Genomic DNA, 26,546 nt, shown 5'->3' on the forward strand with positions numbered 1-26,546 from the left:
GGCGACATACCCTCTTCCGCCCCGGACAGTTCTGTCCGATGATGGCGCATGCCTACCCAACGTGCCGACGCGGCCGCCCGCCGCGCCCAGATTCTCGACGCTGCCGATGCGGTCTTCGGCCAGCACGGTGTTACCGCCCCGCTGGACCTGGTGGTCGAGCGCGCACAGGTGGGCCGTGCCACGCTGTACCGCAACTTCCCTGACCGCACCGCACTGGTCGAGGCGCTGCTCCAGCGCACCGTCAACCGCATCGCGCGGCAGGTGCAGACGCTGGGTGACCGGGACGACGCACTGTTCGAAGTGCTCGAAGGCATGGCCAACCGCATCGTCCAGTCGCCCGCGCTGTCGGACTACTGGCGCGCGGTGGATCCGGATCAGATCCCGATCCGGGCCGCGCGCGAAACGATCTTCGAACTGCTGCGCGAACCAATCGCCCGCGCGGTCGCCGCCGGTCTGTGCCGCCCCGATCTGGAAACGACGGACATTTCACTCATCTCAGGCATGCTGGGAGCCGCGCTGCGTGGCAAGACGCGTGACGAACGCGCCCGGTTGGCCACGCGCGCCCTGCAATTGCTGCGTGGCGGATTGCGGGGGCCTGCCGACGGGGAGGGATGATGCCGCAGTACCTCAAGCCGGTTCCGGACTGGGAGGAGCACGAAAAACCGACCCTCCCGGGCTCGGCTTCGATGCCGTGGCATCCGCCGCACCGCCGCATTGCGTATGCACTGGTGGCGCTGCTGGTCGGGATCACTGGCGGCCTGGGCAATGCCCTGGTCAGCGCCAACCTGCCGTTCCTGCAGGGCCAGCTCGGGCTCACCCCTGCGCAGGGCAGCTGGCTGGTGGCCGCGTATGCCATGGTCAACGTCACCGCCAATCTGCTCGCCTTCAAGTTCCGCCAGCAATACGGCATCCGCCTGTTCGCCGAGATCGGCCTGGGCCTGTATGCCGCACTGGCGGTGTTGCATCTGTTCGTGGGCACCTATGAAACGACCGTGCTGATGCGTGCGGCCAGCGGCTTCGCCGGTGCGGCCTGCACCACGCTGGGCACGCTGTACATGCTGCAGTCGCTGCCGCGCAAATACACCGGCAACCTGCTGGTGATCGGCGTGGGCATCTCACAGCTTGCGGTACCGATCGCCTGGCTGGTCTCACCCGGTCTTGTCGACACCGGCAAGTGGCACAACCTGTATCTGTTCGAAGCCGGCCTGGCGCTGTGTGCGTTCGCTGCCGTGGTGGTGCTCAAGCTGCCGCCCGGTGCGCAGATCAAGGCGTTCGAACCGCTCGACTTCCTCACCTTCGTGCTGCTGGCCCCGGCCGTCGGCCTGCTGGTGGTCGTGCTTGCGCAGGGCTACACGCGCTGGTGGCTGGACACGCCGTGGCTGGGCTGGGCGCTGGTCGCCTCCATCGCACTGGCCACCACCGCCTTCATCATCGAGCATTACCGCCGCAACCCGTTGCTGCAGACGCGGTGGCTGGCCAGCCTGCCGGTGATCCATTTCATCATCGGTGCGTTCCTGATCCGCTTCCTGACCACCGAGCAGTCCTACGGCGTAGTCGGCCTGATGCGCACGCTGGGGATGGGCCCGGACCAGATGCGGCCGTTGTTCGCCGTGATCCTGGCCGGGGTGATCACCGGCATGGCCGCCAGCTCGCTCACCTTCGGCCCGAAGCGGCTGATTCCGCAGTTGTTGATGGCCATCCTGCTGCTGGGCAGCGCGGCCCTGCTCGACCAGAGCCGTACCAGCCTGGATCGTCCGCACGACTTCTTCGCCAGCCAGTTCCTGGCGTCCGTCGGCGCCGGCATGTTCATGGGGCCGCTGATCATGCTCGGCATCACCCAGGCCTTGAAGCAGGGCGTGGACCACATGATCACCTTCCTGGTCACGCTCTCCATCACCCAGACCCTGGGCGGCCTGGCTGGCTCGGCCGTGCTGGGCACCTATCAACTGCACCGCGAGCAGGTCTACTCCGGCGCGCTGGTGAGCCAGCTGGATCCGGCGGACAACGTGGTCGCCCAACGCCTGAAACAGCAACAGCAGCTCTACGCCAGGCTGATCACCGACCCGGTGCAGCGTAGCGCGCAGGGCACCGCGCAACTGGCGCAGATCACCCGTCGCGAAGCCAATGTGCGCGCGTTCAACGACGTGTTCGCGCTCAGTGGCCGCGTCGCGCTGATCTTCCTTGGCTGGTTGCTGCTGCTGGCGGTCCGCACTGCCGTGCTCAAGCAATGGCGCAAACGCCACGCACCGACACCTCCCCTTTCCGCGCCGACGCCTGACAGCGTCGCACCCCGATGAGCCCGCCCATGTCGACCCAACCCCCGCACGACGACGCCGCACCGGAAAACGTCAACCCACCACCGCCGACCGACGCTGCGCCCGCCCCTGCACCGGCACCGGCCGCTCCGTCTGGCGCGCCCAAGTACCTCAAGCCGAGCCTGCGGGCCGTGATCATCATGATCGTGATCGCCCTGATCGGCATCGCGCTGATCCTGCGCGCGTGGTCGCTGTGGCCGTTCGAAACCTCTCGCGTCACCACCGACAACGCGTATGTGCGCGGCCAGATCACCGTGCTCGCCCCGCAGGTCAACGGTTATGTCACCGAGGTCCTGGTCAAGGACTTCCAGCACGTCAAACAAGGCGATCCACTACTGCGCATCGACGACCGCATCTACCGCGAGAAAGTCGTCCAGGCCGAAGCCGACCTGGACAGCGCCAAGGCCGCGCTGGCCAACTCCGATCAATCCCAGGCGCAGAACCGCGCGCAGATCCAGGCCGCCCAAGCCAACCTGTCTGCCGGCCAGGCCGAACTCTCGCGCTCGCGTACCGAACTCAAGCGCTACGAAGAACTCGCCGACCAGCAACTGGTCGCCCTCAACGACCGCGATAAGTTCCGCACGACCACGCAATCGGCGCAGGCCAGCGTGCTGCAGTCGCAGGCCCAGATCCGCATCGCCGAGGAAACCCTGACCTCCACCCAGGTCGCGCGCAAAGGCCTGGAAGCCCGCGTCGAGACCGCCCAGGCGCAGCTGGAACTGGCGAAGATCGATCTCGCCAACACCGTGATCCAGGCGCCGCGCGACGGTCAGGTCAGCGAAGCGTCCGTCCGTCTGGGTCAGTACGTCACCGCCGGTTCGCAGCTGCTGTTCCTGGTGCCCGATACCCTCTGGGTGGTTGCCAATTTCAAGGAAGGCCAGACCTGGAAGATGCGCATCGGGCAACCGGCCACCTTCTCCGTGGACGCCTTCGATGGCCAGAAGCTGCATGGCCACATCGAGCAGATCGCCCCGGCGACCGGCTCCGAGTTCAGTGTCCTGCGCCCGGACAACGCCAGCGGCAACTTCACCAAGGTCGTCCAGCGCCTGCCGATCCGCATTTCCATCGACCCCGATCAGCCGCTGGCCCCGCGCCTGCGCCCCGGCATGTCGGTGATCGTCAAGGTGAATACCGCCGCCGAGGGGCACGAGCCGGCCGCTGCGAAGCCGTAACGCGCCCGCGCGCAGAACGCCAACGCCTTTCCCCACCCCAGTGCGAAACCGTCGGGAACAGAGTGGCTGCTTTCGCGGCAGAAACGAAAAAGCCGCGCAGATGCGCGGCTTTTCAACATCAACAGCGTACCGACCAACGGTCGGTACCTACCCCGCACAGCGCGCGCACAGGCCATGCACTTCCAGCGTCTGCGCCTGCGGCTGGAACCCCAGTTCCTTCGCCCGCTTCTCCAACTGGCTGACAATCTCCTTGTCCTCCAGCTCCACCGCACTGTGGCAGCTGTTGCAGATCAGGAACGGCACCGAATGCTGCGCACTGCTCGGGTGGTGGCACGCCACAAACGCGTTCACCGACTCCAGCTTGTGCACGAAACCATTGGCCATCAGGAAATCCAGCGCGCGGTAGACGGTCGGCGGGGCGTCGGCACCGACGCCCTTGCCATTGCGCACCCACTCGAGCAACTCATAGGCCTTGACCGGCTTGCCGGCCTCGGCGATCAGGCGCAGCACGTTCGCGCGGATCGGCGTCAGCCGCAGCCCGCGTTCCGAGCACACGCGTTCGACCACCTTCACGAAGTCGGAGGCGTCGTGAACGTGATGGTGCGGAGCGGTACAAGCGGTCTTTGCGGACATGCGCGGTCTCCTGTGGTCAGGCCGTCGGTACTTTAGTGAGTGCGACCTCGATGCGTTTCAAGGCCTCTTCACGCCCGGCCAGGAAGACCGTCTGCGAGATGTCCGGGCTGACCTGGGTGCCGGTGATGGCCACGCGCAGCGGCTGCGCCACCTTGCCCATGCCGATCTCAAGCGCCGTGGCCACGTCATGCAGTGCCGCCGAAACGCTCTCCACCGTCCATTCACCGGCCGCGCCCAACAGCTCGCGGGCCTTGCCCAGCGCCAGTTCCGCGCCCGGCTTGAAGTGCTTGGCCACCGCGGCCTCGTCGTATTCGGTCAACGGCTGGTACCAGACCACCGCCTTCTCGGCCATTTCCTTCAGCGTCTGGACCCGGTCGCGCAGCGCCACCACCACGTCCGCCGGCGCCGGACCAGCGTTCAGATCCAGGCCCAGCTTGTTCAGCTGGTAGACCAGGTGCGGCGCGATGTCGTCCGGCTGTTCGGTCTTCAGGAAGTGCTGGTTGACCCAACCCAGCTTGGCCATGTCCAGGCGCGCGGCCTTGGAATTGCAGTTGGTTACATCGAACAGATCGATCAGCTCCTGGCGGCTGAACAGTTCCTGGTCACCGTGCGACCAGCCCAGGCGGGCCAGGTAGCTCAGCAGCGCGTCGGGCAGGTACCCGGCGTCCTTGTACTGCATCACATCGGCCGCACCGGTGCGCTTGGACAGCTTGGCGCCCTGCTCGTCCAGGATCATCGGCATATGGCCGAACTTCGGCACGGGGGCGCCGATGCCCTCGTACAGATTGATCTGGCGCGGGGTGTTGTTGATGTGGTCGTCGCCGCGGATGACCTCGCTGATGCGCATGTCCCAATCGTCCACCACCACCGCGAAGTTGTAGGTGGGGAAACCATCCGGGCGGAAGATCACCATGTCGTCCAGCTCGCTGTTGGCGATCTCGATGCGGCCCTTGATCAGGTCGTCGAACACGACCGTGCCCTCGAGCGGATTCTTGAAACGGATCACGCGGTTCGGGTCGTCCTTGTAGGGCAGGCCCAGGTCACGCGCGGCGCCGTTGTAACGCGGCTTTTCCTGCTTGGCCATGGCGGCCTCGCGCATCGCGTCCAGTTCTTCCCTGGTCTCGTAGGCGTAGTACGCCTTGCCATCGGCGACCAGCTGCTCGGCCACTTCCAGATAGCGGGCCACGCGCTGGGTCTGGTAGATCGGACCTTCGTCATAGCCCAGGCCCAGCCACTCCATCGCCTCCAGGATCGCGTCGATCGCGCCCTGGGTGCTGCGCTCACGGTCGGTGTCTTCGATGCGCAGCACGAATTCGCCGCCACGGTGACGGGCCTCCAGCCAGCAGTACAGCGCCGTGCGGGCGCCACCAATGTGCAGGTAGCCGGTGGGACTGGGGGCAAAACGGGTGCGGCAGGTCATGGAGGGCTCAGGGCGGGAAACGGAATCCCGGCAATTTTACCCCGGCCCGGCCGCAATCCGGGCACTCCTTGCCCGGCATGGCGCGGACCGCCCTTTTCCGGGCGGCCACGCGGTGTCCCTCAGGGCGTCAGCAACGGTTTGCGCGGCAGCTTCTCCTCGCGCATGGCCGCGTTGTAGACGAACGAGGCCACGATCGCAGCGGCCTGCTTCAGGTCCTCCGGCTCGGCGTGGTCCCAGGTGTCCAGGTTGCTGTGGTGGACGTTGGTGAAGTAATCCAGGCGATCCTGGATGAACTGGAACCCGGGCAGGCCGACACGATCGAACGCGATGTGATCGGTGCTGCCGGTGTTGCGCGTGGCCACGGTGGTGGCGCCCACATCGTGGAACGGGGCCAGCCACGCTTCGAAGATCGGCACCGCGGCCAGGTTCTCCTGCGCGTAGATGCCGCGGAAGCGGCCCGAGCCGTTGTCCATGTTGAAGTACGCCGAGAACTTGTCGTAATCGCGCTGGCGCTGCAGGGCGCCGGTGGGTTCACGCATCGAGGCCGGCAACTTGAGCTGCGTCGGGTCGGTCGGCTCGGGGTAGCGCGCGAAGTGCTTGGACACGTAGTCCTGGGAGCCGATCAGCCCCTGCTCCTCGCCACTCCACAGCGCCACGCGGATGGTACGCTTGGGCTTGGCACCCACCGCCTTGAGGATGCGCATGGCTTCCATCATCACCGCCACGCCGGCCGCGTTGTCGGCCGCGCCGGTGCCGGTATGCCAGGAATCCATGTGCGCGCCAAGCATCACGATCTCATCAGCCTTGCCGCTGCCGCGGATCTCGGCCAGCGTGTTGTAGCCGGGCTGGTCCTGGGTATCGGTGAAGCGGGCCTCGACATTCACCCGCAGCTTGACCACCTGTTTCTGGTCCACTGCACGCACCAGCTGGTTGTAGTGCTCGGCCATCATCGCCAGCTCGGGCACGCCGACCGGTTCACCGGCCTTGCGCGAGCCACCGCCACCCACACGGATGATGCCGTTGTCCCAGCCGCTGATGCTGATCGTGGCCAGCACGCCCTGCTCGGAGAAGAAGGCGTTGGTGGCGCGGGTCAGCTCCTGTTTCTCCAGGTATTCCTTGGCCTTCTTGGCACGGTCGGCCTTGGCATCGGCAACGTCCTTGGGCACCGCGAACACCTGCAGCTCGGCCAGGCCGGCGTCATCGTGGCGGTGCGAATCGGACTTGGTGGCCCGTTCGTAATCGCGCGCATCGTTGAGCAGCAGGATCCTGCCGGCGAGCTTGCCCTTGTACTGATCCAGGTCGGCGAGCTTCTTGATCTCGACCTTGATCACCTCACCCTCGACCGGGCCGTTGGTGCCCGGGGTCCAGGCCTTGGGCAGCGCATACAGGGGCGCCACGCGCGGGCTCAGCAGTTCCACGCTGGCGTTGCTGAACTCCCAGCCGCGACCGAATGCATCGAAGGCCTCGTCATGCACGTTGACCAGGCCCCACTCGTTGAACTTGCTGCGGGTCCAGGTGTTGGCCTCGCCCATCGCGGGGGAATTGGTCAGGCGCGGACCGATCTGCTCGGTCAGATGGCTGAAGGTCGCCATCACCTGCGACCGGTGGAAGGCTTCCTGGCGGATGCGGCTGACCATGTCCAGGTCCACCGTTTCCTTCGTCTGTGCTTCGGCGACGCCGCTCAATGCCAATGCCACGCTCAACATGCCCCACTTGAACACGATTACCCCCGCCTTGCGGCCAGACCACGAACAATCCCCGAGTCTATCGAGGGCGGCCCGCGCGCCCCCGGGCCAAGAGTCATGGTCATTCCAACCAGCCGTACCAGAGCTGGCCACGGGACGGCAGCACCAGCAGCCAGCGGCTGCGATCCTCCGAGGCGCTGGCATAGACCGGGGCATGCACGGGCCAGTCCAGCGGCAGCCCGCCGATACCGATCTCGCGCAGGGCCTGGGCGCCTTCGCGCCAAGGCCGATACGCGCCACACCATCGCGGCAGTGGCAGGCGCCCTCGCGCCTGCCGTGCCTGTTCCAGAAAGCGCAGCCCGTGGGCTGTGATCGCATCGCGGGTGACCGGCGCCAGGCCGAAGCGGACCAATCCCGGGGTGGACTGCACGCCGGGTAGTGCGGTCAACGGTGAAGGCCATCCCGACGCCTCGCCGTCCAGCAGCGAAGCCACCTCCAGCCGGGCGGGCAACGCCCGGCGCACACGTTCATGAAGACAACGACGCCAGCTCATGGTCGCTCCTTACTTCAGGCTTGCGCCGAGTTCGTACCAATCGACCCGGCGGGTCACCCACATCACCGCGGCCAGCACGCCGAACAGCAGCAGCGAGCCCATCAGCAACGCGTTGTTCTCCGAGATCAGCAGCCCGTACAGCGCGCCATACAGGGCGCTGAGCATCAGCGCAAAGCCCAGACCGCGTTTCCAGCTCTTCAATACGCCGGACAGATACACGGTCTGGATGCCGATACAGGCGAGCGCCGAGAGTGCATACGCCTGCCAGAACGCGATGTGCTCGGAGAGGCTGAGCAGCAGCAGGAAGAAGATCGCCAGCGCCAAGCCGACCATCAGGTACTGCAGCGGGTGGATGCGCAGCTGCTTGATCAGCTCGAACAGGATGAAGCCGACGAAGGTGAGCAGGATGAAGAGGATGCCGTACTTGCTGGCGCGGTCGGCCTGGGTATAGACATCGACCGGATTGACCAGCTCCACGCTCACCGCTTCAGCGTCGATGTCCGGGCGGTTGCGCAGCTGGTGCTGGGCACGCGAGGCCAGCGAGGACACCGCCCACTGGGCGTCGAAGCCCTGCGCGTCCACTTTGCGCTCATTGGGCAGGAAGCTGCCGCCGAACAGCGGATGCGGCCACGGCGAGCGCAGCGCGATGCGGCTGTCATCGCCCACCGGCACCACCGACAGCGACCGGGTGCCATCCAGCACCAGCTCCAGCTCGACCTTGCTGCCCTTGAGCACGCCACCCCGTTCATCCGCCAGGCCCGGCAAGCCGACATGCAGGCCCGTGCCGATGCCACTGACACCGCCGGCATCGGGTAACAGCGTCACGGCGTTGCCATCCACGCGCAGGTTCGGCGAACCGACCAGGCCACGCACATCGGCGATGCCGACCGTCAGAAAGGGCGTGCCATACGTACGCCCCGTCTTCACCGGGTAGTCGTCATCGGCGAATTCGGCCGTGATCGTGGCCTTCCAGCTGTAGACCGGCACACGGAACAGACCGACGCGGCGCTCGTCCGGCTGCATCACGCCGTCTACCTTGAGCGTGGCCGGCATCTGCAGCCACTGGCCCTGCTCGACCTGCTTCTCCTTCTTTTTGTTGCCGGCCGCATCCACCACCTCGACCTCGCGGGTCTCGGTCCACGGCACCACGCGGATCGGGCCGGTCAGTATCTGCGCGCCGGCGCGGCTCTGTGCAACGCGCTGGTAGGCCTCGTCGCGGTACGCCTCACGCTCGCGGATCACGCCCTTGATCAGGCTCAGCGGAATCAGCAGCAACAGGATCAGCCCGCCCACAATGGCGAACCGCAACAGCATCTTCAGGGATTTCATGACCCGTCCTCGGTTGGGAGGGGGCCAGCTTCCCGCGCGCCGGTGTGCGAAGTTTGTGCCGAGTTTGAAGTCAGTGTGAAGTGCGGCGGCGATCAGCGCCGCGGCAGTACCGAGGGCAGCCGCGAGGGCAGCCGCGACGGCAGCCACAACACCGCCTGCGCACCGCCGTCATCACGGTTGCTCAGGCTCACACGGCCGCCATGCAGGCGGGCCACTTCCTGCACGAACGACAGGCCCAGGCCGGAGCTGCGCTGGCCGGTGGCCGGACGTGCCAGGGAATAGAAGCGTTCGAACACGCGATCGAGCGCGTAGTCCGGCACGCCGCTGCCGCGGTCGGCCACGGTCAAGGCGATGCCCTCGCCTTCCGCACCGGCACCAGCACCGAGCGTGATGCTGCTGCCCGCCGGGGAGAAGGCCACGGCATTCTCCAGCAGATTGTTGAGGGCCTGGCGCAGCAGATAGCCATCGCCCTGCACGCTCTCGGCCCGTGCCTCCACTGCGATCGTGACCCCGGCGGCCTGCGCACGCACGGCCACCGCGTCGGCGGCGGACTGCAGCAAGGGCATCAAGGCAATCCGCTCATGCTTCTGCAGCCAGCCGTACTGCTCCACCTCGGCCAGCGCCAGCAGCTTGTCGATGGTCTCGGTGAGGCGCTGCGCCTGGCCTTCGATACTGCGGGCAAAATGCGCGCGGTCGGCATCGGGCAACGGCTCCTGCAGCAGCTCGGCCGCGCCGCGGATCGCGGCCAGCGGGCTCTTCATTTCATGCGTCAGCGACTGTACGTACTGCTCCACATACGCCTTGCCTTCCAGCTTGCGGCGCATGGTTTCCAGCGCCTGGCCCAGGTCACCGATTTCATCGCGGCGCGGCTTCGGCGGCGGCACCGGTTCACCGGCGCTGACCGCCTTGGCATAGCGGTTGAGACGGTTCACGCCGTGCATCAGCCACGCGGTCATCAGCAGGCCGATCAGCGCCGACAGACCGATCAGCCACGCACCGCGCTTGATGATGGCGCGCTGGCTGGCCGCGATGAACGGATCGATGCTGCGGTTGGGCTGAGCCAGACTGAGCACGCCGATCAGCGTGCGCCCGTCGGCCGGGTCGAAGATCGGTGCGGCCACGTGCATCACCGAATGGGTGTCGTCGCCCGGGGTCTCCGGGCTGGAGCGCGCGCCGTACTCGCCGCGCAGGGTCCGGTAGACATCGTTCCAGCGCGAATTGTCGCGGCCGACGTCGCGGCCGGTCGAGTCGTACACCACGATGCCCTTGGCATCGGTGATGGTGACCTGGTAGTCCAGCGTGCGCTTGGGAAAGCGCCACACCATCGCCTTCGGGTCGCGGCGTTTGGCGCGCGCCAGATCGGCGACGAAGCGGCCCTCGCGGATCTGCCCGGCCTTGAGATCGGCCGCGGCCATTTCCGCCAGCACATTGGCCGCATCGACCAGAGTGGACTCCATCGCCTGGCGCACCCCCGGCTTCACTTCGTTGACGAAGATACGCATCACGAAGAACGCGGCAATGCCCACGATCAGGAAGAAGCCCAGGAACATTTTCAGGCCCAGCCGCATGCCTACACCTCCAGTGCGTAGCCCAGGCCACGGTGGGTGCGGATCGGATCGGTCTCGGCACCGGCGGCACGCAGCTTGGCGCGCAGGGTTTTGACGTGGGTATCGACGGTGCGGTCGGCGCTGTCGGCGTCGCTGTCCCAGCCGCGGTCCATCAACTGGGCGCGGCTGAGGATCGCACCGGGGCGCTGCAGCAGGGCCGCCATCAGCGCGTATTCGTAGCGGGTCAGATCCAACGGCTGGTCACCGAAGCGGATCCGGCTGCCCTCGCGGTCGATCGAGAAGCGTCCGAACTGCTGCCAGCCCGCGGTGTCGGCAGGGGCCGCGGACCGGCGCAGGCGTGCCCGTACCCGCGCCACCAGCTCGCGCGGCGAGAACGGCTTGGCCATGTAGTCATCCGCGCCGAGTTCCAGGCCGAGTACGCGGTCGAATTCGTCATTGCGCGCGGTCAGGAAGATCACCGGCACCTCACTGAAGGTCCGCAGCGTTCGGCAGACCTCGAAGCCGCTCATGTCCGGCAGGCCGACATCCAGCACCACCACATCGACGGGGTGCAGGCGCAGGCGGGCCAGTGCTTCACCGCCGAGCAGGCAATGCTCGGCGCCATAGCCTTCGCTGCGCAGTGCATACAGAACGGTGTCGGCGATGGCGGCTTCGTCCTCGACCACCAGGACGTTGTGCAGGGGGTGGCTCATGCGCGCAGCATAGCCGCTGGGCCCGCCGCCCCGTACACTGCGCCGATGAATTACCGCCACGCCTTCCATGCCGGCAACCATGCCGATGTGCTCAAGCACATCGTGCAGCTTGCCCTGCTCGACACCTTCAAGCGCAAGGACAGCCCGTTCTTCGTGCTGGACACCCACGGCGGCGCCGGCCGCTACCTGCTGGCCAGCGAGGAAAGCCGCAAGACGCTGGAGGCCGAAGACGGCGTGATGCGCCTGATGGCCCAGCCGCAGCTGCCCGCGGTGGTGGAGCGCTATCTCAAGGCGGTCCAGGCCGACAACCCGGTCGGGGCGATGATCAGCTACCCCGGCTCGCCGCTGCTGACCGCCCAGACCCTGCGCGAGCAGGACCGCATGGCCGTCTGCGAGGTGCAGGATGCCGAGGCCGCCGCGCTGAAGGCGCTGTTCGCCCATGACAGCCGGGTGGCCGTGTATCACGCTGATGGCTATGCCCAGAACAAGAAGCTGCTGCCGCCCAAGGCCAACGGCGTGAAGATCGGCCGTGGGCTGGTGCTGATCGACCCGCCCTACGAGGGGCAGGACGCCGAATACCAAGCGATCCTGGCCTCGGTGACGGAGATCCTGGGCCGCTGGCCGCAGGCCAGCTTTGCGATCTGGTTCCCGATCAAGCAGCGCCGGACCATCCTGCACTTCCTGCGCAAGGCCTGTGCCCTGCCGGTGAAATCGGTGCTGACCGCCGAGCTGCTGATCCGCCCGGACGACTCCCCGCTGCGGCTCAATGGCAGCGGCATGCTGCTGTTGAACCCGCCGTGGCAGTTCGACCAGGTCCTGGCCCCGGCCATGCCGGCGCTCAAGCAGCACCTGGGTGAGGCAGGCGCCTCGACCCGCCTGCAGTGGCTCAAGCAGGCCGAATGACCCCCTTCAGGCCAGACCGGAACCCCGGCCTGGCCGGCTCCTCCCGGGGCCGGATCGGCGTGAGTGATCCGTTCACGGAACGCTGCACCCGGGATGCGAGAATCCTGAGACCACCAAGGAATCACCGGTATGGCTACCCGTAACCGCATGCCGCCCTGGCACGAAATCTTCAAGGCACCCAGTGGCCACGAGCTGCTGATCCGCCCCATTCGGCCCGAAGACGGCCCGCCGCTGCATGCCGCCTTCAGCCTGTTCGGGCCGGAGGAAATCCGCGATCGTTTCCTCCAGTCGGTGACCGAGCTGTCGCCGGAAACCACGCAGCGCCTGACCCACCCCAATCCCAAGAGCGAAATCACCCTGGTCGCTGCCGAGTCGCTGCCCGCCGGTGAAGCCGTGGTGGGTGCGGTCGCACGCGCTTCGATCATCCCCGGCACCCGCGAAGCCGAGTACGCGATCCTGGTCAGCCGCTTCCTGGTCGGCCAGGGGCTGGGCAGGCAGTTGATGCGCAAGCTGGTCAAGTGGGCGCGCGGCAAGTACCTGGATCGTCTGTACGGCGATGTCGCCGAAGAAAACGAGCCGATGAAGCAGCTGGCCGCCTCGCTGGGCTTCCAGCCGATCCCGCACCCGAACGGTACGCCGGGCCTGGTGCGCATGGTGCTCGAACTCGACAGCTGACGCCGGGCGCCTGTCCGCGCCCTGATCGGTAGCGCCGGCCGCTGGCCGGCTGCCCGTAATAGGTAGTGCCGGCCGGCACTACCGTCGAAGATGGCGGAAGCCTGCATCCGGACACCGCCAGCTGACGCGGCCGCCACGTTGCGGTCTGCTAAAATCGGCGGTTCATGTCACGCACCTCCTATCCCGTTCCGCCGCTGCCACGTCCTGGACAGCTCCGCGCCTGGTGGCGCGCTCCCGCTTCGGCGACAGCGCTGGCGTGGTACATCGCCCGCGCGGCACAGTCGCACGACGGGCCGTTGCTGGTGGTCGCGCGCGACAACCATGGCGCGAACCAGATCGAAGCGGATCTGCACACCCTGCTGGGCAGTGCCGGCGACGTGCCGATCGTGGCCTTCCCGGATTGGGAAACCCTGCCCTATGACGCCTTCAGCCCGCACCCGGACATCATTTCCCAGCGCCTGGCCGCGCTGCACGCCCTGCCCGCGCTGAAGCGCGGCATCGTGGTAGTGCCCGTGCAGACGCTGCTGCAACAGCTGGCCCCGCTCAAGTACGTCATCGGCGGCAGCTTCGACCTGACCGTCGGCCAGCGTCTGGATCTGGATGCGGAAAAACGCCGCCTGGAATCGGCCGGTTACCGCAACGTGCCGCAGGTCATGGACCCGGGTGATTTCGCGGTGCGTGGCGGTCTGCTCGATGTCTACCCGATGGGCGCCGAGACGCCGCTGCGGGTGGAACTGCTCGACGAAGACATCGATTCGATCCGCGCCTTCGATCCGGAATCGCAGCGCTCGCTGGACAAGGTCGAGGCGGTGCACATGCTGCCCGGCCGTGAAGTGCCGCTGGATGATCTCAGCGTTTCGCGCGTGCTCAACACGTTGCGCGAACGCTTCGACGTGGATACCCGGCGCAGCGCGCTGTACCAGGATCTCAAGGCCGGTATCGCGCCGGCCGGCATCGAGTACTACCTGCCGCTGTTCTTCGACAAGACCGCGACCCTGCTCGACTATCTGCAGCCGAACGTTTTGCCGGTGCTGGCGCCGAACGTGTTCGACGCCGCCGCCGCGTTCTGGGCGCAGACGCAGAACCGCTACGAGCAGCGCCGCCACGATGTGGAGCGCCCGCTGCTGGCCCCGGAAGAGCTGTACGCCAGCCCCGAACAGCTGCGCGGCACGCTCAACGGCCTGGCCCGCGTTGAAGTCTGGCCGCCGGATCACGACCGCATCGGCGATGCACAGCCGCTGGGCGACCAGCCACTGCCGCCGTTGCCGGTGGCCGCGCGCGATGCGCCAGCCGCCGAGGCACTGAAATCCTTCATCGGTCATTACCCGGGCCGGGTGTTGATCGCCGCCGATTCTGCCGGCCGCCGCGAAGCCCTGCTTGAAGTGCTGCTCGCCGCCGAGCTGAAGCCGCCGGTGGTCGCCGATCTGCCCGGCTTCCTGGCCGACGACAGCGTGCGCTTCGGCATCACCGTGGCGCCGCTGGAAGACGGTTTCGCGCTGGAAAGCCCGCCGATCGCCGTGCTGACCGAGCGCCAGCTATTCCCCGAACGCGCGGGTCAACAGCGCCGCAGCCGCCGGGCCGGGCGTGAGCCGGAAGCGATCATCCGCGATCTCGGCGAGCTCAGCGAAGGCTCGCCGATCGTGCACGAAGACCACGGTGTCGGCCGCTACCGCGGCCTGATCGTGCTCGATGCCGGCGGCATGCCCGGCGAGTTTCTGGAAATCGAATACGCCAAGGGTGACCGCCTGTATGTGCCGGTCGCCCAGCTGCACCTGATCAGCCGCTACTCGGGCGCCTCGCCGGAAACCGCGCCACTGCATTCGCTCGGTGGCGAGCAGTGGACCAAAGCCAAGCGCAAGGCGGCCGAAAAGGTCCGCGATGTCGCCGCCGAACTGCTGGAAATCCAGGCGCGTCGCCGTGCCCGTGCCGGCTTGGCGCTGCACGTGGACCGCGCGATGTACGAGCCGTTCGCAGCCGGGTTCCCGTTCGAAGAAACGCCCGACCAGTTGGCCGCGATCGACGCGACCCTGCGCGATCTGGCCAGCAGCCAGCCGATGGACCGCGTGGTGTGCGGTGATGTCGGCTTCGGCAAGACCGAGGTCGCCGTGCGCGCCGCCTTTGCTGCTGCCAGTGCCGGCAAGCAGGTCGCCGTACTGGTGCCGACCACGCTGCTGGCCGAACAGCACTACCGCAACTTCCGCGATCGCTTCGCCGATTGGCCGCTCAAGGTGGAGGTGCTGTCGCGCTTCAAATCCACCAAGGAGATCAAGGCCGAACTGGAGAAGGTCGCCGCCGGCACCATCGACGTCATCATCGGCACCCATCGCCTGCTGCAGCCGGATGTGAAGTTCAAGGACCTGGGGTTGGTGGTGGTCGATGAGGAGCAGCGCTTCGGTGTGCGCCAGAAGGAGGCACTCAAAGCGATGCGCGCCAACGTGCATCTGCTCACCCTGACCGCCACGCCGATTCCCCGCACCCTCAACATGGCCATGGCCGGGCTGCGCGATCTGTCGATCATCGCCACGCCGCCGCCGAACCGGCTGGCGGTCAAGACGTTCATCACCGCCTGGGACAACGCCCTGCTCCGCGAAGCCTTCCAGCGCGAACTGGCCCGTGGTGGCCAGCTGTACTTCCTGCACAACGACGTGGAAAGCATCGGCCGCATGCAGCGCGAGCTGGCCGAGCTGGTGCCCGAAGCCCGTGTCGGTATCGCCCATGGGCAGATGCCCGAGCGCGAGCTGGAGCGCGTGATGCTGGACTTCCAGAAGCAGCGCTTCAACGTGCTGCTGTCGACCACGATCATCGAATCGGGCATCGACATCCCCAACGCCAATACCATCATCATCAACCGCGCCGACCGCTTCGGCCTGGCCCAGCTGCACCAGCTGCGTGGCCGCGTGGGTCGCTCGCACCACCGGGCGTACGCCTACCTGGTGGTCCCGGACAAGCGCGCGATGACGCCCGATGCCGAGAAGCGTCTGGAGGCGATCGCCTCGATGGACGAACTCGGTGCCGGCTTTACCCTGGCCACCCACGATCTGGAGATCCGCGGTGCCGGCGAGCTGCTCGGCGAAGACCAGAGCGGCCAGATGGCCGAGGTCGGCTTCAGCCTGTACACCGAGCTGCTCGAACGTGCGGTGCGCAGTATCCGCCTGGGCAAGCTGCCCGATCTGGATGCGGGCGAAGAAGCACGCGGTGCCGAGGTCGAGTTGCATGTGCCCGCCCTGATCCCCGACGCCTACCTGCCCGACGTGCACACGCGCCTGACCCTGTACAAGCGCATCAGCAGTGCGCGTGACAGTGGTGAGCTGCGCGAACTGCAGGTGGAGATGATCGACCGCTTCGGCCTGCTGCCGGATGCGGCCAAGCACCTGTTCGCGATCGCCGAGCTGAAGCTGCAGGCCAACGTGCTGGGCGTGCGCAAGCTGGAACTGGGCGAGAACGGCGGGCGCATCGTGTTCAACGCCAAGCCCGAGATCGACCCGATGGCGGTCATCCAGCTGATCCAGAAGCAGCCCAAGCTGTATACGATGGATGGGTCGGACAAGCTGCGCATCAAGCACCCGTTGCCGCTGCCGGAAGACCGCTTCAGCGCCGCCAAGGCCTTGTTGCTGACCCTGTCCCCGCGCTGATTTCACGCCTGGCGCAAGCCGCCAGGCGCTATCGTTCGATGGGCAGGCGCCACGTGGCGGCCTGCCCGACCCCGGCACTGACGGCCGGCCATCCGACCCCACGTGACCGCCCCATGTTCGACGACGCCCCTTCGCAGGTCTGCTCCATCGATGCGCTGTCGATGTCCCTGCAGATGCGCGACCAGTACACCCGTTTCCACTGCGACCGGGTCGGCCTGCTCGGCGATCAGCTGGGGCGCCTGTGCGATCTGGACGACACGCAGCGCGCGCATCTGGCGCTGGCCGCCCGCTTCCATGACATCGGCAAGATCGGCATTCCGGACAACGTGCTGTTGTATCCCGCGCGCCTGGATGACGCGCAGCGCGCGATCATGCGTACCCACCCCGAGCGCGGTGAGCGCATCTTCGCCACCACCGGGCGCAGCGACGCGGCCGAGGTGGCGCGGCTGATCCGCAGCCATCACGAGGCGTTCGATGGCAGTGGTTATCCGGACGGCCTGAAAGGCAGCGACATTCCGCTGGGCGCACGCGTGCTCACCATCGTTGATGGTTACGACGCCATGACCACCACCCGCCCCTACCGCGGCCCGATGCCGCATGCCAAAGCGATGGGCATCCTTGCCGGGCAGCAGGGTGGCCTGGTGGATCCGGAGGTGTTCGGCCTGTTCACTAGGATGATGGCCTCCGCCGGCTAGCCCCACGCCAGGTGGGGCATGAAAAAACCCGGCGTTCGCCGGGTTTTTTGTCTCACTCAACCGCGTGCGATCACCAGATCACAACGCGCTTGTCATCGGCCCGCACCATCGCGTCGCCCGCCTTGCACTCGAACGCCTGCGCGTACGCCGGCATGTTCGACGGTGCGCCGTTGGCACGGAAGTTGGCCGGGGCGTGCGGGTCGGTGTTCAGACGCACGCGCAGCTCACCTTCATTGAAGTTGCGGCGCCACACGGTGGCCCAGTTCATGAAGAAGCGCTGATCCTGCGTATAGCCGTCCACCTCGACGTTGGCCTTCGGGTCTTCCTTCAGCGCCATCTGCAGCGCGTCATACGCCACGGTCAGGCCGCCCAGATCGCCGATGTTCTCGCCCAGGGTCAGCTTGCCCTTCACGTTCACGCCCGGCAGCGACTCATAGCCGTCGAACTGCGCGACCAGCTGGTCGGTCCGCTGGGTGAAGGCGGCACGATCGCTGTCGGTCCACCAGTTGTCGAAGTTGCCGTTGGCCGCGAACTGGCTGCCCGAGTCGTCGTAGCCGTGCATCATTTCGTGGCCGATGACCGCACCGATGCCGCCGTAGTTCAGCGCCGGATCGGCCTTGGCGTCGAAGAACGGCGCCTGCAGGATCGCCGCCGGGAACACGATCTCGTTCTTGGTGGCGTTGTAATAGGCGTTGACGGTCTGCGGGGTCATGCCCCACTCGGTCTTGTCGACCGGCTTGCCGATCTTGTTGAGCATGAAGCGGTAGTTGAACGTGCGCGCGGCCTGCATGTTGCCCAGGTAGCTGTCGCCGTTGGTTTCCAGGCCCGACCAGTCACGCCACTTGTCCGGATAGCCGATCTTCGGGGTGAAGCTGGCCCACTTTTCCAGTGCCTTCTTGCGGGTGTCTTCGCTCATCCATTCCAGCTTCTCCAGGCGCGCCTTCAGCGCCACCGAGAGGTTCTCCACCAGGTGCTGCATCTGCACCTTGGAGTCGGCCGGGAACACGGCGTCGACATACATCTGGCCCAGGCCTTCGCCGATGGCGCCGTTGACCGACTCCAGCACGCGCTTCCAGCGCGGCTGCATTTCCTTCTGGCCACGCAGGGTGGTGCTGTAGAAATCGAAGTTGGCCTTTTCGAAGGCGCTGCTCAGGTACGGCGAGGCATCGTCGATGGTGTGGAAGCGCAGGTAGGCCTGCCAGGTCGCGGCCGGCACGTCGGCCAGCATCTTGTCCACTTCGCCGAAGAAGCCCGGCTGGGCCATCGAGAACTTCTGCGCGGCCGGCACCTTCAGGGTGTCGAACAGCGCGGTCCAGCTGAAGTTCGGGGTCAGCTTGTCCGCGTCGGCCGCGCTGACCGGGTTGTAACGCTTGGCCGGGTCACGCATTTCGATGCGCGACATCGAGGCCTTGGCCAGACGCGTTTCGAACTCCATCACCGCCTTGGCCTGGGTCTTGGCCTGCTCGGCATCGACGCCGGACAGGGTCAGCACCTGGGCGATGTAGGCCACGTACGCATCGCGGATCTTGGCCTGCGACGCGTCGAAGTAGTAGCCCTTCTCCGGCAGGCCGAGGCCGCCCTGGCCGACATAGGCGATGACGTTGGCCGAATCCTTGTAGTCGGCATTGGCGAACAGCGAGAACAGCACGCCCTGGCCCACCGCCTGGCTGTCGCGCAGGTACTGGGTGATGGCGGCGGTATCGGTCAGCGCAGCGATCTTGTCCAGCTGCGGCTGCAGCGGGGTGATGCCGGCGGCTTCGATCTTTGCCTCGTCCGAACCGGTCTTCCAGATGTCACCGATCTTGGCTTCCACCGTGCCGGCCTTGGCCTGGCTGGCGGCGGCCTGCTGGACCAGCGCGTGCTGCACTTCCAGCGAGCGCTCGCGCAGGATTTCGAAGCTGCCCCAGGTGGTCTGGTCGTTCGGGACCGGGTTGGCCTTGAGCCACTTGCTGTTCACGAACCCGTTGAGGTCGGTGCAGGCGGCGATGGCGGTGTCCAGATCGGCGTTGTTGAGCGAGATCAGCGCGGTCTTGATCTGCGACTGATCAAACGCCGGCTTGGCATCGGCGGTGGCGGCAGGCGCGGTATCGGTCTTGCCGCAGGAGGCCAGCGACACGGCGATGGCGGCGGTCAGACCCAGCGGGACCAGCTTGGAAAACTTCATTCGACTCTCCGGCTACAGATGGATGCATCACCCGGATCACGGGCAATCGCTCAGCGTAGCGCGGGAGGGGCCGGGACGGACCGGCCAAAGGTCACACCATCGCGCAGCGGTAGCCACCCCATGGGTGGCCCTACCCGCGCGGGTAAAGAAAAGGCCGGCTTGCGCCGGCCTTTCGTTGTTATTTCGCCTTGCCCTGGTTCGCCACGGCCTCAGCGGCCTTGCGTGCCGCTTCCGGGTCGCCCAGGTAGCGGAACGACTGCACCGTCAGGTCGTCATTGAGTTCAAACAGGAGCGGGATGCCGGTCGGGATGTTGAGCTCCAGGATGGCTTCCTGCGAGACGTTGTTGAGGTACTTGTACAGCGCGCGCAGCGAATTGCCGTGAGCGGTGACCAGCACGGTCTTGCCGTCCTTGAGCTGCGGGGCGATCGAATCGAACCAGTACGGCAGCACGCGGTCCAGCGTGGTGGCCAGCGATTCGGTGCCCGGCAGCGCGTTGCGGTCCAGGCCGGCGTAGCGGCGGTCGTGGATCGGGTGGCCCGGGTCCTCGATGTCCATCGCCGGCGGCGGGATGTCGTAGGAGCGGCGCCAGATCTTGACCTGGTCCTCGCCGTGCTTGGCGGCGGTCTCGGCCTTGTCCAGGCCCTGCAGGCCGCCGTAATGGCGCTCGTTCAAGCGCCAGCTCTTGCTGACCGGCAGCCAGTCCTGGTCCAGCTCGGCCAGGGCACCCTGCAGGGTGTGGATGGCGCGCTTGAGCACCGAGGTATGCGCGACATCGAACTGCAGGCCCTCTTCACGCATCAGGCGGCCGGCGGCGGCGGCCTCGCGGCGGCCTTGTTCGGTCAGTTCCACGTCCACCCAGCCGGTGAAGCGGTTGTCCAGGTTCCACTGGCTCTGGCCGTGGCGCAACAGTACGAGTTTCCGGGTCACTGCAGTATCTCCGACAGATGGCAAGGCAGACCCGCATTGTAGCGGCAACCCTCCCCTGCCCGTCCGCCGTGGGGCCGCCGGTGGACCTCAGGGATGCGGATGCCCGTGATGGCCCTGCGCGTCAGGTGCAGCCCGGCGGTCGTCCCTGCTGTCGTGCGCGTGGCGGCCATGCGCATGGGCGGCATGATCATGGGCGGCGTGGTCGTGCCCGGCATGGTCATCGTCATGCCGGTCGCGCGGGCTGCCAACACTGCAGGGATCACCGCAATGGTCCGCCTCGATCTGCAGGGTCACGTGGTCGATGCCGTACTGCTCGTGCAAGCGGGTGCCCAGCTCGCGGCGCAGGCGGTCCGCATCCACGCCGGTGCCCATCACCACGTGCGCGGTCAGTGCCGGCGTACTGGAGGCCAGCGCCCACACGTGCAGGTCGTGCACATCCACCACCCCATCGTGGGCGCACAGGGTGCCGCGTACCGCAGCGACATCCATGCCCTTGGGCACGCCCTCCAACAGCACGTTGATCGCCTCGCGCATCAGTACCCACGTGCGCGGCAGCACCCACAGGCCGATCAACACGGCCAGGATCGGATCGATCGGCTTCCAGCCGGTCCAGCGGATCAGCAGCGCGCCGAGGATCACCGCGACCGAGCCGAGCATGTCCGCCCAGACTTCCAGATACGCACCTTTGACGTTGAGGCTCTCGCCGCTGCCGGCGCGCAGCAGCCGCATCGAGATCAGATTGATCACCAGCCCGAACACCGCGATGGCCAGCATGCCGGTGGAGGCGATCTCCTGTGGTGCGCGGAAACGCTGCACCGCCTCCCACAGGATGTAGCCGGCCACCACGAACAGCATGCCGCCATTGATCATCGCGCCGAGCGCTTCCAGCCGCGCGTAGCCGTAGGTGCGCTTGGCATCGGGCGGGCGCCGGCTGAGCCGGACCGCGACCAGCGCGATCATCAGCGCGAGCGTGTCGGTGGCCATGTGCGCGGCGTCGGACAGCAGCGCCAGGCTGTTGGTCCAGAACGCGCCGATGACCTCCACCAGCAGGAAGGTCGTGGTCAGGCCCAGCGCCCACCACAGCGGTTTCTCGTGGCGGATCTCGCTCGGCAGATGGTCGTGGTCGTGACCCATGAAAGCTCTCCTGGACAATGGCGGCAGGGTAAGCAGCGCCTCGCGCGGAGACTATTACACTTACCGCAGCGTTCAGTTTGCAACTCAATAACACCCGTGCCCGGCCGCTACCTGTCGACGGCCTGTGTGGCGGGAAGACAATCGTGCATAACGTTCCAAACCTTGATGAGGCCAGCCAGCCGCTGGCGATGGCCTGGGGCCAGACGCTGGCGCAGACGCCAGCGGACGCAGCGGCGCTGCTGGCCGGTCTGTCGGCGGCCAGCCCGCCCGAACTGGCCCACCACTTCTACGACGTGCTGCTCGAAGACCCGCGCGCGAGCCGCTTCCTCTCGCACGACCAGGTGCGGCTGCGCCTGAAGCCGGCGATGCAGCGCTGGCTCCAGCAGATCCTCACCGCCACGCCGGACAGCATCAACGCGCTGGTCGCCGCACAGCGCGTGATCGGCGACGTGCATGCCCGCGTGGGGATTCCGGTGGACCTGGTGGCCCGCGGTGCGCGAGTGCTCAAGCACCGCTTGTTCGATCGCATCATCGCGCAGGCCGACGACAGTGCCACCGCGTACGCGGCGATCCACTGCCTCAGTGCCTCGATGGATATCGCGCTGGAAGGGATGACACTGGCGTACACCCACGCCCGCGAGCGCTCCTCGCGCACCGATGCCGCGTATCGCCTGTTCTCGCTGGTGCAGAACGTCAGCACCGAGCGCGAAAGGCAGCGGGCTTTGCTGTTGGATTGGGAAAACGCGCTGCTCTACGCGATGGCCAGCCAGAACGCCGACGCCCAGCTCACGGGCCTGGCGCAGTCCGAGTTCGGCCTGTGGTTCACCCACAAGGGCATCCCCAGTTTCGGCGAAAGCAGCGAGACCGGCCAGGTCGGCGCACTGGTGTCGGCCGTGGACACACACTTGCGGGAGGCCTTGGCGCATGCCGATTTCGCTGCCCGCTTCAGCGCACTGCAGGGCATCCGCGAGCGGCTGGCACAGATCCGCACCTTGATGGGCATGTTGTTCGAGCGGATCGGCGAACTTGATGCCGGCAGCGACGCGCTGACCAACCTGCTCAACCGCCGCTTCCTGCCCACCGTACTGCGTCGGGAAATCGAACTGGCCAATTCCACCCAGACGCCGTTCTCGTTGCTGCTGTTGGACCTGGACCATTTCAAGGCGATCAACGATGCGCACGGTCACGACGGCGGCGACCGCGCCCTGCAGCACGTCGCCGCCCTGCTCGGCCAGCTCACCCGTGGCAGTGACTATCTGTTCCGCTACGGTGGAGAGGAATTCGTGGTGGTGTTGGTTGCGGCCACCGCCGCCCAGGCCGAGGTGATCGCCGAGAACCTGCGCAAGCACATCGCACAGAGCCCGGTGCACCTGGCCAATGGCCAACGCCTGGCGCTGACCACCAGCATCGGTGTGGCCGCACACGACGGGCATCCCGATTACGAGCGCCTGATGGCGCGCGCGGATGCGGCGATGTACCAGGCCAAAAAGCGAGGTCGAAATCAAGTCGTCCTGGCCAGCGACGATCTGCCTGAGCCGCCTGGTCGGCAAGCCGTGCAACGCGGCTGATGGCAGCCCCCGGCGGACACGCCGGGGCGCGAAACGCCCGTTGCGGCACGCATGACTGACCAATGGCGCATGTCCGGTGCGGTTTCCGCAGCGTAGCATCGCGGCACCGCCGTCCGTCACAGGAACACCCGATGTCGACCCGCTGCGCCCTGACCCGCTCTGCCCTGCTGCTGTTCCTGTCGGCGTTGCTGATGACGCCGCTGTTGGCCACTGCGCGCGAGGTGGCTGCGCCGGCCGAGCATGTGGATGCGGATGGGCCCTACGTGTTCCGTACGGCCAAGGGGCTGGAAGCGGCCTGGGTGTGCAACGACCACGTGATCCGCCGCGAGCTGCCGGCAGGTGGCGAGACCACCGTGGTTGCCCCCGAATGCGGCTACCCGCACGCGCTGACCGTGCTGCCACCGCGGACTGCGGAGATCGCCCGGCTCCCGGCCACGCCACGGATCGTGGCGCTGTCGGACATCCATGGCCAATACAGCCTGCTGGTGAAACTGCTGCGCGCCCACCACGTGATCGACAACGAGGACCGCTGGTCGCTGGGTGACGCCACGCTGGTGATCGCCGGCGATGTGTTCGACCGCGGGCCGCAGGTCACCGAGGCGTTCTGGCTGCTGTACAGCCTGCAGCAGCAGGCCGCGGCGGCCGGCGGTGCGGTGCACTTCGTGCTCGGCAACCACGAGACGATGGTGCTCTACAACGATCTGCGCTACGTCAACCCGAAGTACCTCAAGAGCGCGCAGTTGCTTGGCCGCTCCTATCCCGCGCTGTACGGCCCGGATTCAACGATCGGCCAATGGCTGCGGACCCGCCCGGTGCTGCTGCGCATCGGCGATACCCTGTTCCTGCACGGAGGGATCGCACCGGAGAACCTGGACCTGGTGCGCGGCATGGACGCCACCAACGCCGACTACCAGGCGGCGGTCGGGCTGCCCAAGGACCAGGTCAAGGCCGCACCGGACACCGCACGCCTGTTCGACGGCAAGACCAGCCCGATCTGGTACCGCGGCTACTTCGATGGCCGCATGGACACCGCGCAGATCCAGGCCCTGCTCAAGCAGCTGGACCTTGCGCGCATCGTCGTCGGCCACACCTCGATGCCGCATGTCAGCAGCTTCCACGGCGACCGGATCATCGCCATCGACAGCAGCATCAAGAACGGCGAGAACGGCGAGCTGCTGTTCATCGAGAACGGCGCGCTCAGCCGTGGCCTGCCCGATGGCTCGCGGGTGCCGCTTGCCGAAGGCCGGATCGGCGAGAGCGACTGATCAGCCCGGCTGGCGACTGGCCTCGCCCACCACCGGCAACGCACGCACGCGACCGGGCTTGCTCGGGAAGGCATGGCGCACGATCCGCCACACCACCTGGCCGAACTGGCGCGGCAGCGATCCGGTGTTGTAGTGCTGGCCGTAGCGCGCGCAGATCTGCTTCACCTCGACCGCGATCGCCGCATAGCGGTTGGCCGGAATGTCCGGATAGAAGTGGTGCTCGATCTGGTGGCTGAGGTTGCCCGACATCACATTCATCAGCTTGCCACCGGTCAGGTTGGATGAGCCGCGCAGCTGGCGCAGATACCAGTGGCCGCGGCTCTCATCGCGCACGCATTCCTTCGGGAAGGTCTCGGCCTCGGCGGTGAAATGGCCGCAGAAGATGATCACGTAGGTCCACACGTTGCGGATCAGGTTGGCGACGACATTGCCCAGCAGCACCGGCAGGAAGAACGGACCGGCCAGCGCCGGGAACAGCAGGTAGTCCTTGAACATCTGCTTGCCCATCTTGCGGCCGACCGGGCGGAACTGCGCGCACAGTTGCTTGAGCGTCATCTTGCCGGCGAACACGCGGCCCAGGCGCAGGTCCTGGATCGCAATGCCCCATTCAAACAGCAACGCAAAGACCACGGCGACCACCGGCTGCATCAGGTAGAACGGGCGCCAGCGCTGCTCGGGGAAAATACGCAGCAGTCCGTAGCCGATATCGTCGTCCAGCCCGCGCACGTTGGTGTAGGTGTGGTGGCGGAAGTTGTGGGTCTTGCGCCAGGCATCGGCGGTGCCGACGATATCCCACTCGTAGGTGCTGCCCTGCAGCTGCGGATCGCCCATCCAGTCGTACTGGCCGTGGATGACGTTGTGCGCCAGCTCCATGTTCTCCAGAATCTTGGACAGCGCCAGCATGACCACACCGGCAATCCACGCCGGAATCAGCACGCTGTGCACGAACGCACCGAGGAACAACAGCGCGCGGCCGGCCACGCCGGTCCAGCGCACCGCGGCGACGACGCGACGGATGTAGCGCGCATCGCGCGCGCCGAGCGTGGCCAGCTGGCGTGCGCGCAGTGCATCGAGTTCATCGCCGAAGGCCTGCAGTTCGGCCGGGGACAGCGCGCGGTTGTGCACGGAAGACATGGTCACAGCTCCAGGATCAGGTCGGTGCTGGCGCTGTTCACGCACAGCTTTACTTGCGTGGCCGGTTCGGCCGCGTGGTCGCCGGTCAAGGTATGGCGGGTGACGCCGGACACCTTGCCGCAGACACAGGTATTGCAGATGCCCATGCGGCAGCCACTGGCCGGGCGCAGCCCTTCGGCCTCCAGCGCCTGCAGCAGCGAGGTGCCGCGCGGCAGCGAGAGCGTGCGGCCACTGCGACGCAGTTCGACCTGCACCGTGCCCGTTTCCACCGCTGGCAGCACTGGTGGGGTGAAGGCCTCGGACTGCAGCGAAGCAACCTGGCCCTGCAGCCGCACCTGCGCTGCATCGACGAAGCCACCCGGGCCGCACACCAGGGTGCGGGCGGTGCTCAGATCGCCCAGTGCGCCGAAGGCGAAGGCATCCACGCGCGACGCCGGGGCAGCGGGATCGCGGGTCAGCGCGATGTGCAGGTCGAAGGACGGGTGGCGCTCTGCCATCGCGGCAAGCTCCTCGGCGAAGCAGAGCTCTTCGCGGCGGCGTGCCCAGTACACCAGATCCACCTTGCGCGGCATTCCCGCACCATCGAGCTGGCGCAGCAGCGCGCGCATCGGGGTGATGCCGCTGCCGGCGGCCAGCAAGAGCAGGCGCTCAGCGGAGGCTGCGGGCAGGGTCATCTCACCGAACGCCTGGCCCAGTTCGAACACCTCCCCCGGTACGGCGGAATGGGCCAGGTGCTGGCTGACCGCACCGCCAGCGATCGCCTTGACGGTGATCGCCAAGCGTCCGTCGGCCAACACGGTCGGGCTGTAACTGCGCGACAGGCGGCGGCCATCGACTTCTACACCGAGGGTGACGTGCTGGCCCGGCAGCAGACCGCGGAAATGACGGTTGGGTTTGAGGACCAGCGTCACGGCATCGGCGCTTTCGGCGGTGCGCGATACCAGGCGGGCCAACGGGCGCCGCAGCGTCCACAGCGGATGCAGGCGGGTGCCCCAGAAGTCGAACAGCTCCTCGGAGACCCAGCGGCGGGGGCTGGCGGCGTGACGGCGGGCGGCAATGCGCGGGACGGTGCTCATGCTGC

At 67.0% G+C, this 26,546-nt stretch carries 21 protein-coding genes; 9 read left to right on the top strand and 12 right to left on the bottom strand.

The features are described 5' to 3' along the window. The first annotated feature begins 48 nt into the window (after positions 1–48). Genes AC13F7_RS08435 through AC13F7_RS08445 form a run of 3 tightly spaced genes read left to right on the top strand, consistent with a single transcriptional unit; the run spans position 49 to position 3,487 of the window. Positions 49–615, top strand: a complete 567-nt coding sequence (locus tag AC13F7_RS08435; protein WP_481468451.1) for a TetR/AcrR family transcriptional regulator — start codon at positions 49–51, stop codon at positions 613–615. Then, positions 612–2,297, top strand: a complete 1,686-nt coding sequence (locus AC13F7_RS08440) for an MFS transporter (RefSeq protein WP_482999838.1) — start codon at positions 612–614, stop codon at positions 2,295–2,297. The genes AC13F7_RS08435 and AC13F7_RS08440 overlap by 4 nt, the downstream gene beginning before the upstream one ends. 8 nt (positions 2,298–2,305) lie before the next feature. Next, on the top strand, positions 2,306–3,487 hold the full coding sequence (locus AC13F7_RS08445) for an HlyD family secretion protein (protein ID WP_482999839.1): 1,182 nt from the start codon (positions 2,306–2,308) through the stop codon (positions 3,485–3,487). A gap of 147 nt (positions 3,488–3,634) precedes the next feature. Here the strand turns inward: AC13F7_RS08445 and AC13F7_RS08450 are convergent, their stop codons facing one another. The 7 genes from AC13F7_RS08450 to creB all read right to left on the bottom strand — a co-directional run bounded on the left by AC13F7_RS08450 (position 3,635) and on the right by creB (position 11,367). Continuing rightward, complete coding sequence (locus tag AC13F7_RS08450) at positions 3,635–4,120, bottom strand: Fur family transcriptional regulator (RefSeq protein ID WP_019184450.1); 486 nt, start codon at positions 4,118–4,120, stop codon at positions 3,635–3,637. A gap of 16 nt (positions 4,121–4,136) precedes the next feature. Beyond that, positions 4,137–5,540: a glutamate--tRNA ligase gene (gene gltX, locus AC13F7_RS08455; protein WP_482999840.1), complete on the bottom strand. Its 1,404-nt coding sequence runs from the start codon at positions 5,538–5,540 to the stop codon at positions 4,137–4,139. Between the two features lie 119 nt (positions 5,541–5,659). Further along, on the bottom strand, positions 5,660–7,246 hold the full coding sequence (locus tag AC13F7_RS08460; RefSeq protein ID WP_483000133.1) for a M28 family metallopeptidase: 1,587 nt from the start codon (positions 7,244–7,246) through the stop codon (positions 5,660–5,662). A gap of 100 nt (positions 7,247–7,346) precedes the next feature. Then, positions 7,347–7,778 (bottom strand): hypothetical protein, encoded by a 432-nt coding sequence (locus AC13F7_RS08465; protein ID WP_482999841.1) that lies wholly within the window; start codon positions 7,776–7,778, stop codon positions 7,347–7,349. A gap of 9 nt (positions 7,779–7,787) precedes the next feature. Beyond that, on the bottom strand, positions 7,788–9,107 hold the full coding sequence (gene creD / locus AC13F7_RS08470) for a cell envelope integrity protein CreD (RefSeq protein WP_482999842.1): 1,320 nt from the start codon (positions 9,105–9,107) through the stop codon (positions 7,788–7,790). A gap of 92 nt (positions 9,108–9,199) precedes the next feature. Then, positions 9,200–10,675, bottom strand: a complete 1,476-nt coding sequence (creC, locus tag AC13F7_RS08475; protein WP_482999843.1) for a two-component system sensor histidine kinase CreC — start codon at positions 10,673–10,675, stop codon at positions 9,200–9,202. 2 nt (positions 10,676–10,677) lie between these two features. Beyond that, positions 10,678–11,367 (bottom strand): two-component system response regulator CreB, encoded by a 690-nt coding sequence (gene creB / locus AC13F7_RS08480; RefSeq protein ID WP_482999844.1) that lies wholly within the window; start codon positions 11,365–11,367, stop codon positions 10,678–10,680. Between the two features lie 45 nt (positions 11,368–11,412). Here creB and AC13F7_RS08485 point away from each other — a divergent pair, with 45 nt between their 5' ends. The 4 genes from AC13F7_RS08485 (at position 11,413) to AC13F7_RS08500 (ending at position 17,272) form a co-directional block, all read left to right on the top strand. Beyond that, positions 11,413–12,270 carry a 23S rRNA (adenine(2030)-N(6))-methyltransferase RlmJ gene (locus AC13F7_RS08485; protein WP_088435146.1) on the top strand — a complete coding sequence of 286 codons (858 nt, stop codon included), beginning with the start codon at positions 11,413–11,415 and terminating at the stop codon, positions 12,268–12,270. Positions 12,271–12,399: 129 nt separating this feature from the next. Then, positions 12,400–12,945, top strand: a complete 546-nt coding sequence (locus AC13F7_RS08490; RefSeq protein ID WP_019184458.1) for a GNAT family N-acetyltransferase — start codon at positions 12,400–12,402, stop codon at positions 12,943–12,945. Between the two features lie 164 nt (positions 12,946–13,109). After that, positions 13,110–16,577 (top strand): transcription-repair coupling factor, encoded by a 3,468-nt coding sequence (mfd, locus tag AC13F7_RS08495; protein ID WP_482999845.1) that lies wholly within the window; start codon positions 13,110–13,112, stop codon positions 16,575–16,577. 113 nt (positions 16,578–16,690) lie between these two features. Then, positions 16,691–17,272 carry an HD-GYP domain-containing protein gene (locus tag AC13F7_RS08500; protein ID WP_123728710.1) on the top strand — a complete coding sequence of 194 codons (582 nt, stop codon included), beginning with the start codon at positions 16,691–16,693 and terminating at the stop codon, positions 17,270–17,272. A 70-nt stretch (positions 17,273–17,342) separates the two neighbouring features. Here AC13F7_RS08500 and AC13F7_RS08505 read toward each other — a convergent pair whose 3' ends face one another. The 3 genes from AC13F7_RS08505 to AC13F7_RS08515 form a co-directional block, all read right to left on the bottom strand. Continuing rightward, positions 17,343–19,436 (bottom strand): M13 family metallopeptidase, encoded by a 2,094-nt coding sequence (locus AC13F7_RS08505; protein WP_481468433.1) that lies wholly within the window; start codon positions 19,434–19,436, stop codon positions 17,343–17,345. A 178-nt stretch (positions 19,437–19,614) separates the two neighbouring features. Next, positions 19,615–20,364 (bottom strand): 2,3-diphosphoglycerate-dependent phosphoglycerate mutase, encoded by a 750-nt coding sequence (gene gpmA / locus AC13F7_RS08510; protein ID WP_070426899.1) that lies wholly within the window; start codon positions 20,362–20,364, stop codon positions 19,615–19,617. Between the two features lie 87 nt (positions 20,365–20,451). After that, a complete protein-coding gene (locus tag AC13F7_RS08515) occupies positions 20,452–21,498 on the bottom strand; it encodes a cation diffusion facilitator family transporter (RefSeq protein ID WP_482999846.1) in 1,047 nt (348 codons plus the stop codon). A gap of 188 nt (positions 21,499–21,686) precedes the next feature. On the opposite strand from AC13F7_RS08515, the gene AC13F7_RS08520 reads away from it, so the two are divergent. Beyond that, on the top strand, positions 21,687–23,066 hold the full coding sequence (locus AC13F7_RS08520; protein ID WP_483000135.1) for a diguanylate cyclase: 1,380 nt from the start codon (positions 21,687–21,689) through the stop codon (positions 23,064–23,066). Positions 23,067–23,197: 131 nt separating this feature from the next. Next, complete coding sequence (locus AC13F7_RS08525; protein WP_482999847.1) at positions 23,198–24,331, top strand: metallophosphoesterase; 1,134 nt, start codon at positions 23,198–23,200, stop codon at positions 24,329–24,331. On the opposite strand, the gene AC13F7_RS08530 is transcribed toward AC13F7_RS08525, so the two are convergent. Then, positions 24,332–25,465 (bottom strand): fatty acid desaturase family protein, encoded by a 1,134-nt coding sequence (locus tag AC13F7_RS08530; protein ID WP_482999848.1) that lies wholly within the window; start codon positions 25,463–25,465, stop codon positions 24,332–24,334. 2 nt (positions 25,466–25,467) lie between these two features. Continuing rightward, on the bottom strand, positions 25,468–26,541 hold the full coding sequence (locus AC13F7_RS08535) for a ferredoxin reductase (protein ID WP_482999849.1): 1,074 nt from the start codon (positions 26,539–26,541) through the stop codon (positions 25,468–25,470). Positions 26,542–26,546: the final 5 nt, after the last annotated feature.

It is taken from the genome of Stenotrophomonas sp. K-6, assembly GCF_056861555.1.

Coding starts and splice junctions, on each gene's coding strand:
- AC13F7_RS08435 (WP_481468451.1), top strand. CDS start 49: ATGCCTACCCAACGTGCCGACGCGGCCGCCCGCCGCGCCCAGATTCTC.
- AC13F7_RS08440 (WP_482999838.1), top strand. CDS start 612: ATGATGCCGCAGTACCTCAAGCCGGTTCCGGACTGGGAGGAGCACGAA.
- AC13F7_RS08445 (WP_482999839.1), top strand. CDS start 2,306: ATGTCGACCCAACCCCCGCACGACGACGCCGCACCGGAAAACGTCAAC.
- AC13F7_RS08450 (WP_019184450.1), bottom strand. CDS start 4,120: ATGTCCGCAAAGACCGCTTGTACCGCTCCGCACCATCACGTTCACGAC.
- gltX (WP_482999840.1), bottom strand. CDS start 5,540: ATGACCTGCCGCACCCGTTTTGCCCCCAGTCCCACCGGCTACCTGCAC.
- AC13F7_RS08460 (WP_483000133.1), bottom strand. CDS start 7,246: ATGTTGAGCGTGGCATTGGCATTGAGCGGCGTCGCCGAAGCACAGACG.
- AC13F7_RS08465 (WP_482999841.1), bottom strand. CDS start 7,778: ATGAGCTGGCGTCGTTGTCTTCATGAACGTGTGCGCCGGGCGTTGCCC.
- creD (WP_482999842.1), bottom strand. CDS start 9,107: ATGAAATCCCTGAAGATGCTGTTGCGGTTCGCCATTGTGGGCGGGCTG.
- creC (WP_482999843.1), bottom strand. CDS start 10,675: ATGCGGCTGGGCCTGAAAATGTTCCTGGGCTTCTTCCTGATCGTGGGC.
- creB (WP_482999844.1), bottom strand. CDS start 11,367: ATGAGCCACCCCCTGCACAACGTCCTGGTGGTCGAGGACGAAGCCGCC.
- AC13F7_RS08485 (WP_088435146.1), top strand. CDS start 11,413: ATGAATTACCGCCACGCCTTCCATGCCGGCAACCATGCCGATGTGCTC.
- AC13F7_RS08490 (WP_019184458.1), top strand. CDS start 12,400: ATGGCTACCCGTAACCGCATGCCGCCCTGGCACGAAATCTTCAAGGCA.
- mfd (WP_482999845.1), top strand. CDS start 13,110: ATGTCACGCACCTCCTATCCCGTTCCGCCGCTGCCACGTCCTGGACAG.
- AC13F7_RS08500 (WP_123728710.1), top strand. CDS start 16,691: ATGTTCGACGACGCCCCTTCGCAGGTCTGCTCCATCGATGCGCTGTCG.
- AC13F7_RS08505 (WP_481468433.1), bottom strand. CDS start 19,436: ATGAAGTTTTCCAAGCTGGTCCCGCTGGGTCTGACCGCCGCCATCGCC.
- AC13F7_RS08515 (WP_482999846.1), bottom strand. CDS start 21,498: ATGGGTCACGACCACGACCATCTGCCGAGCGAGATCCGCCACGAGAAA.
- AC13F7_RS08520 (WP_483000135.1), top strand. CDS start 21,687: ATGGCCTGGGGCCAGACGCTGGCGCAGACGCCAGCGGACGCAGCGGCG.
- AC13F7_RS08525 (WP_482999847.1), top strand. CDS start 23,198: ATGTCGACCCGCTGCGCCCTGACCCGCTCTGCCCTGCTGCTGTTCCTG.
- AC13F7_RS08530 (WP_482999848.1), bottom strand. CDS start 25,465: ATGTCTTCCGTGCACAACCGCGCGCTGTCCCCGGCCGAACTGCAGGCC.
- AC13F7_RS08535 (WP_482999849.1), bottom strand. CDS start 26,541: ATGAGCACCGTCCCGCGCATTGCCGCCCGCCGTCACGCCGCCAGCCCC.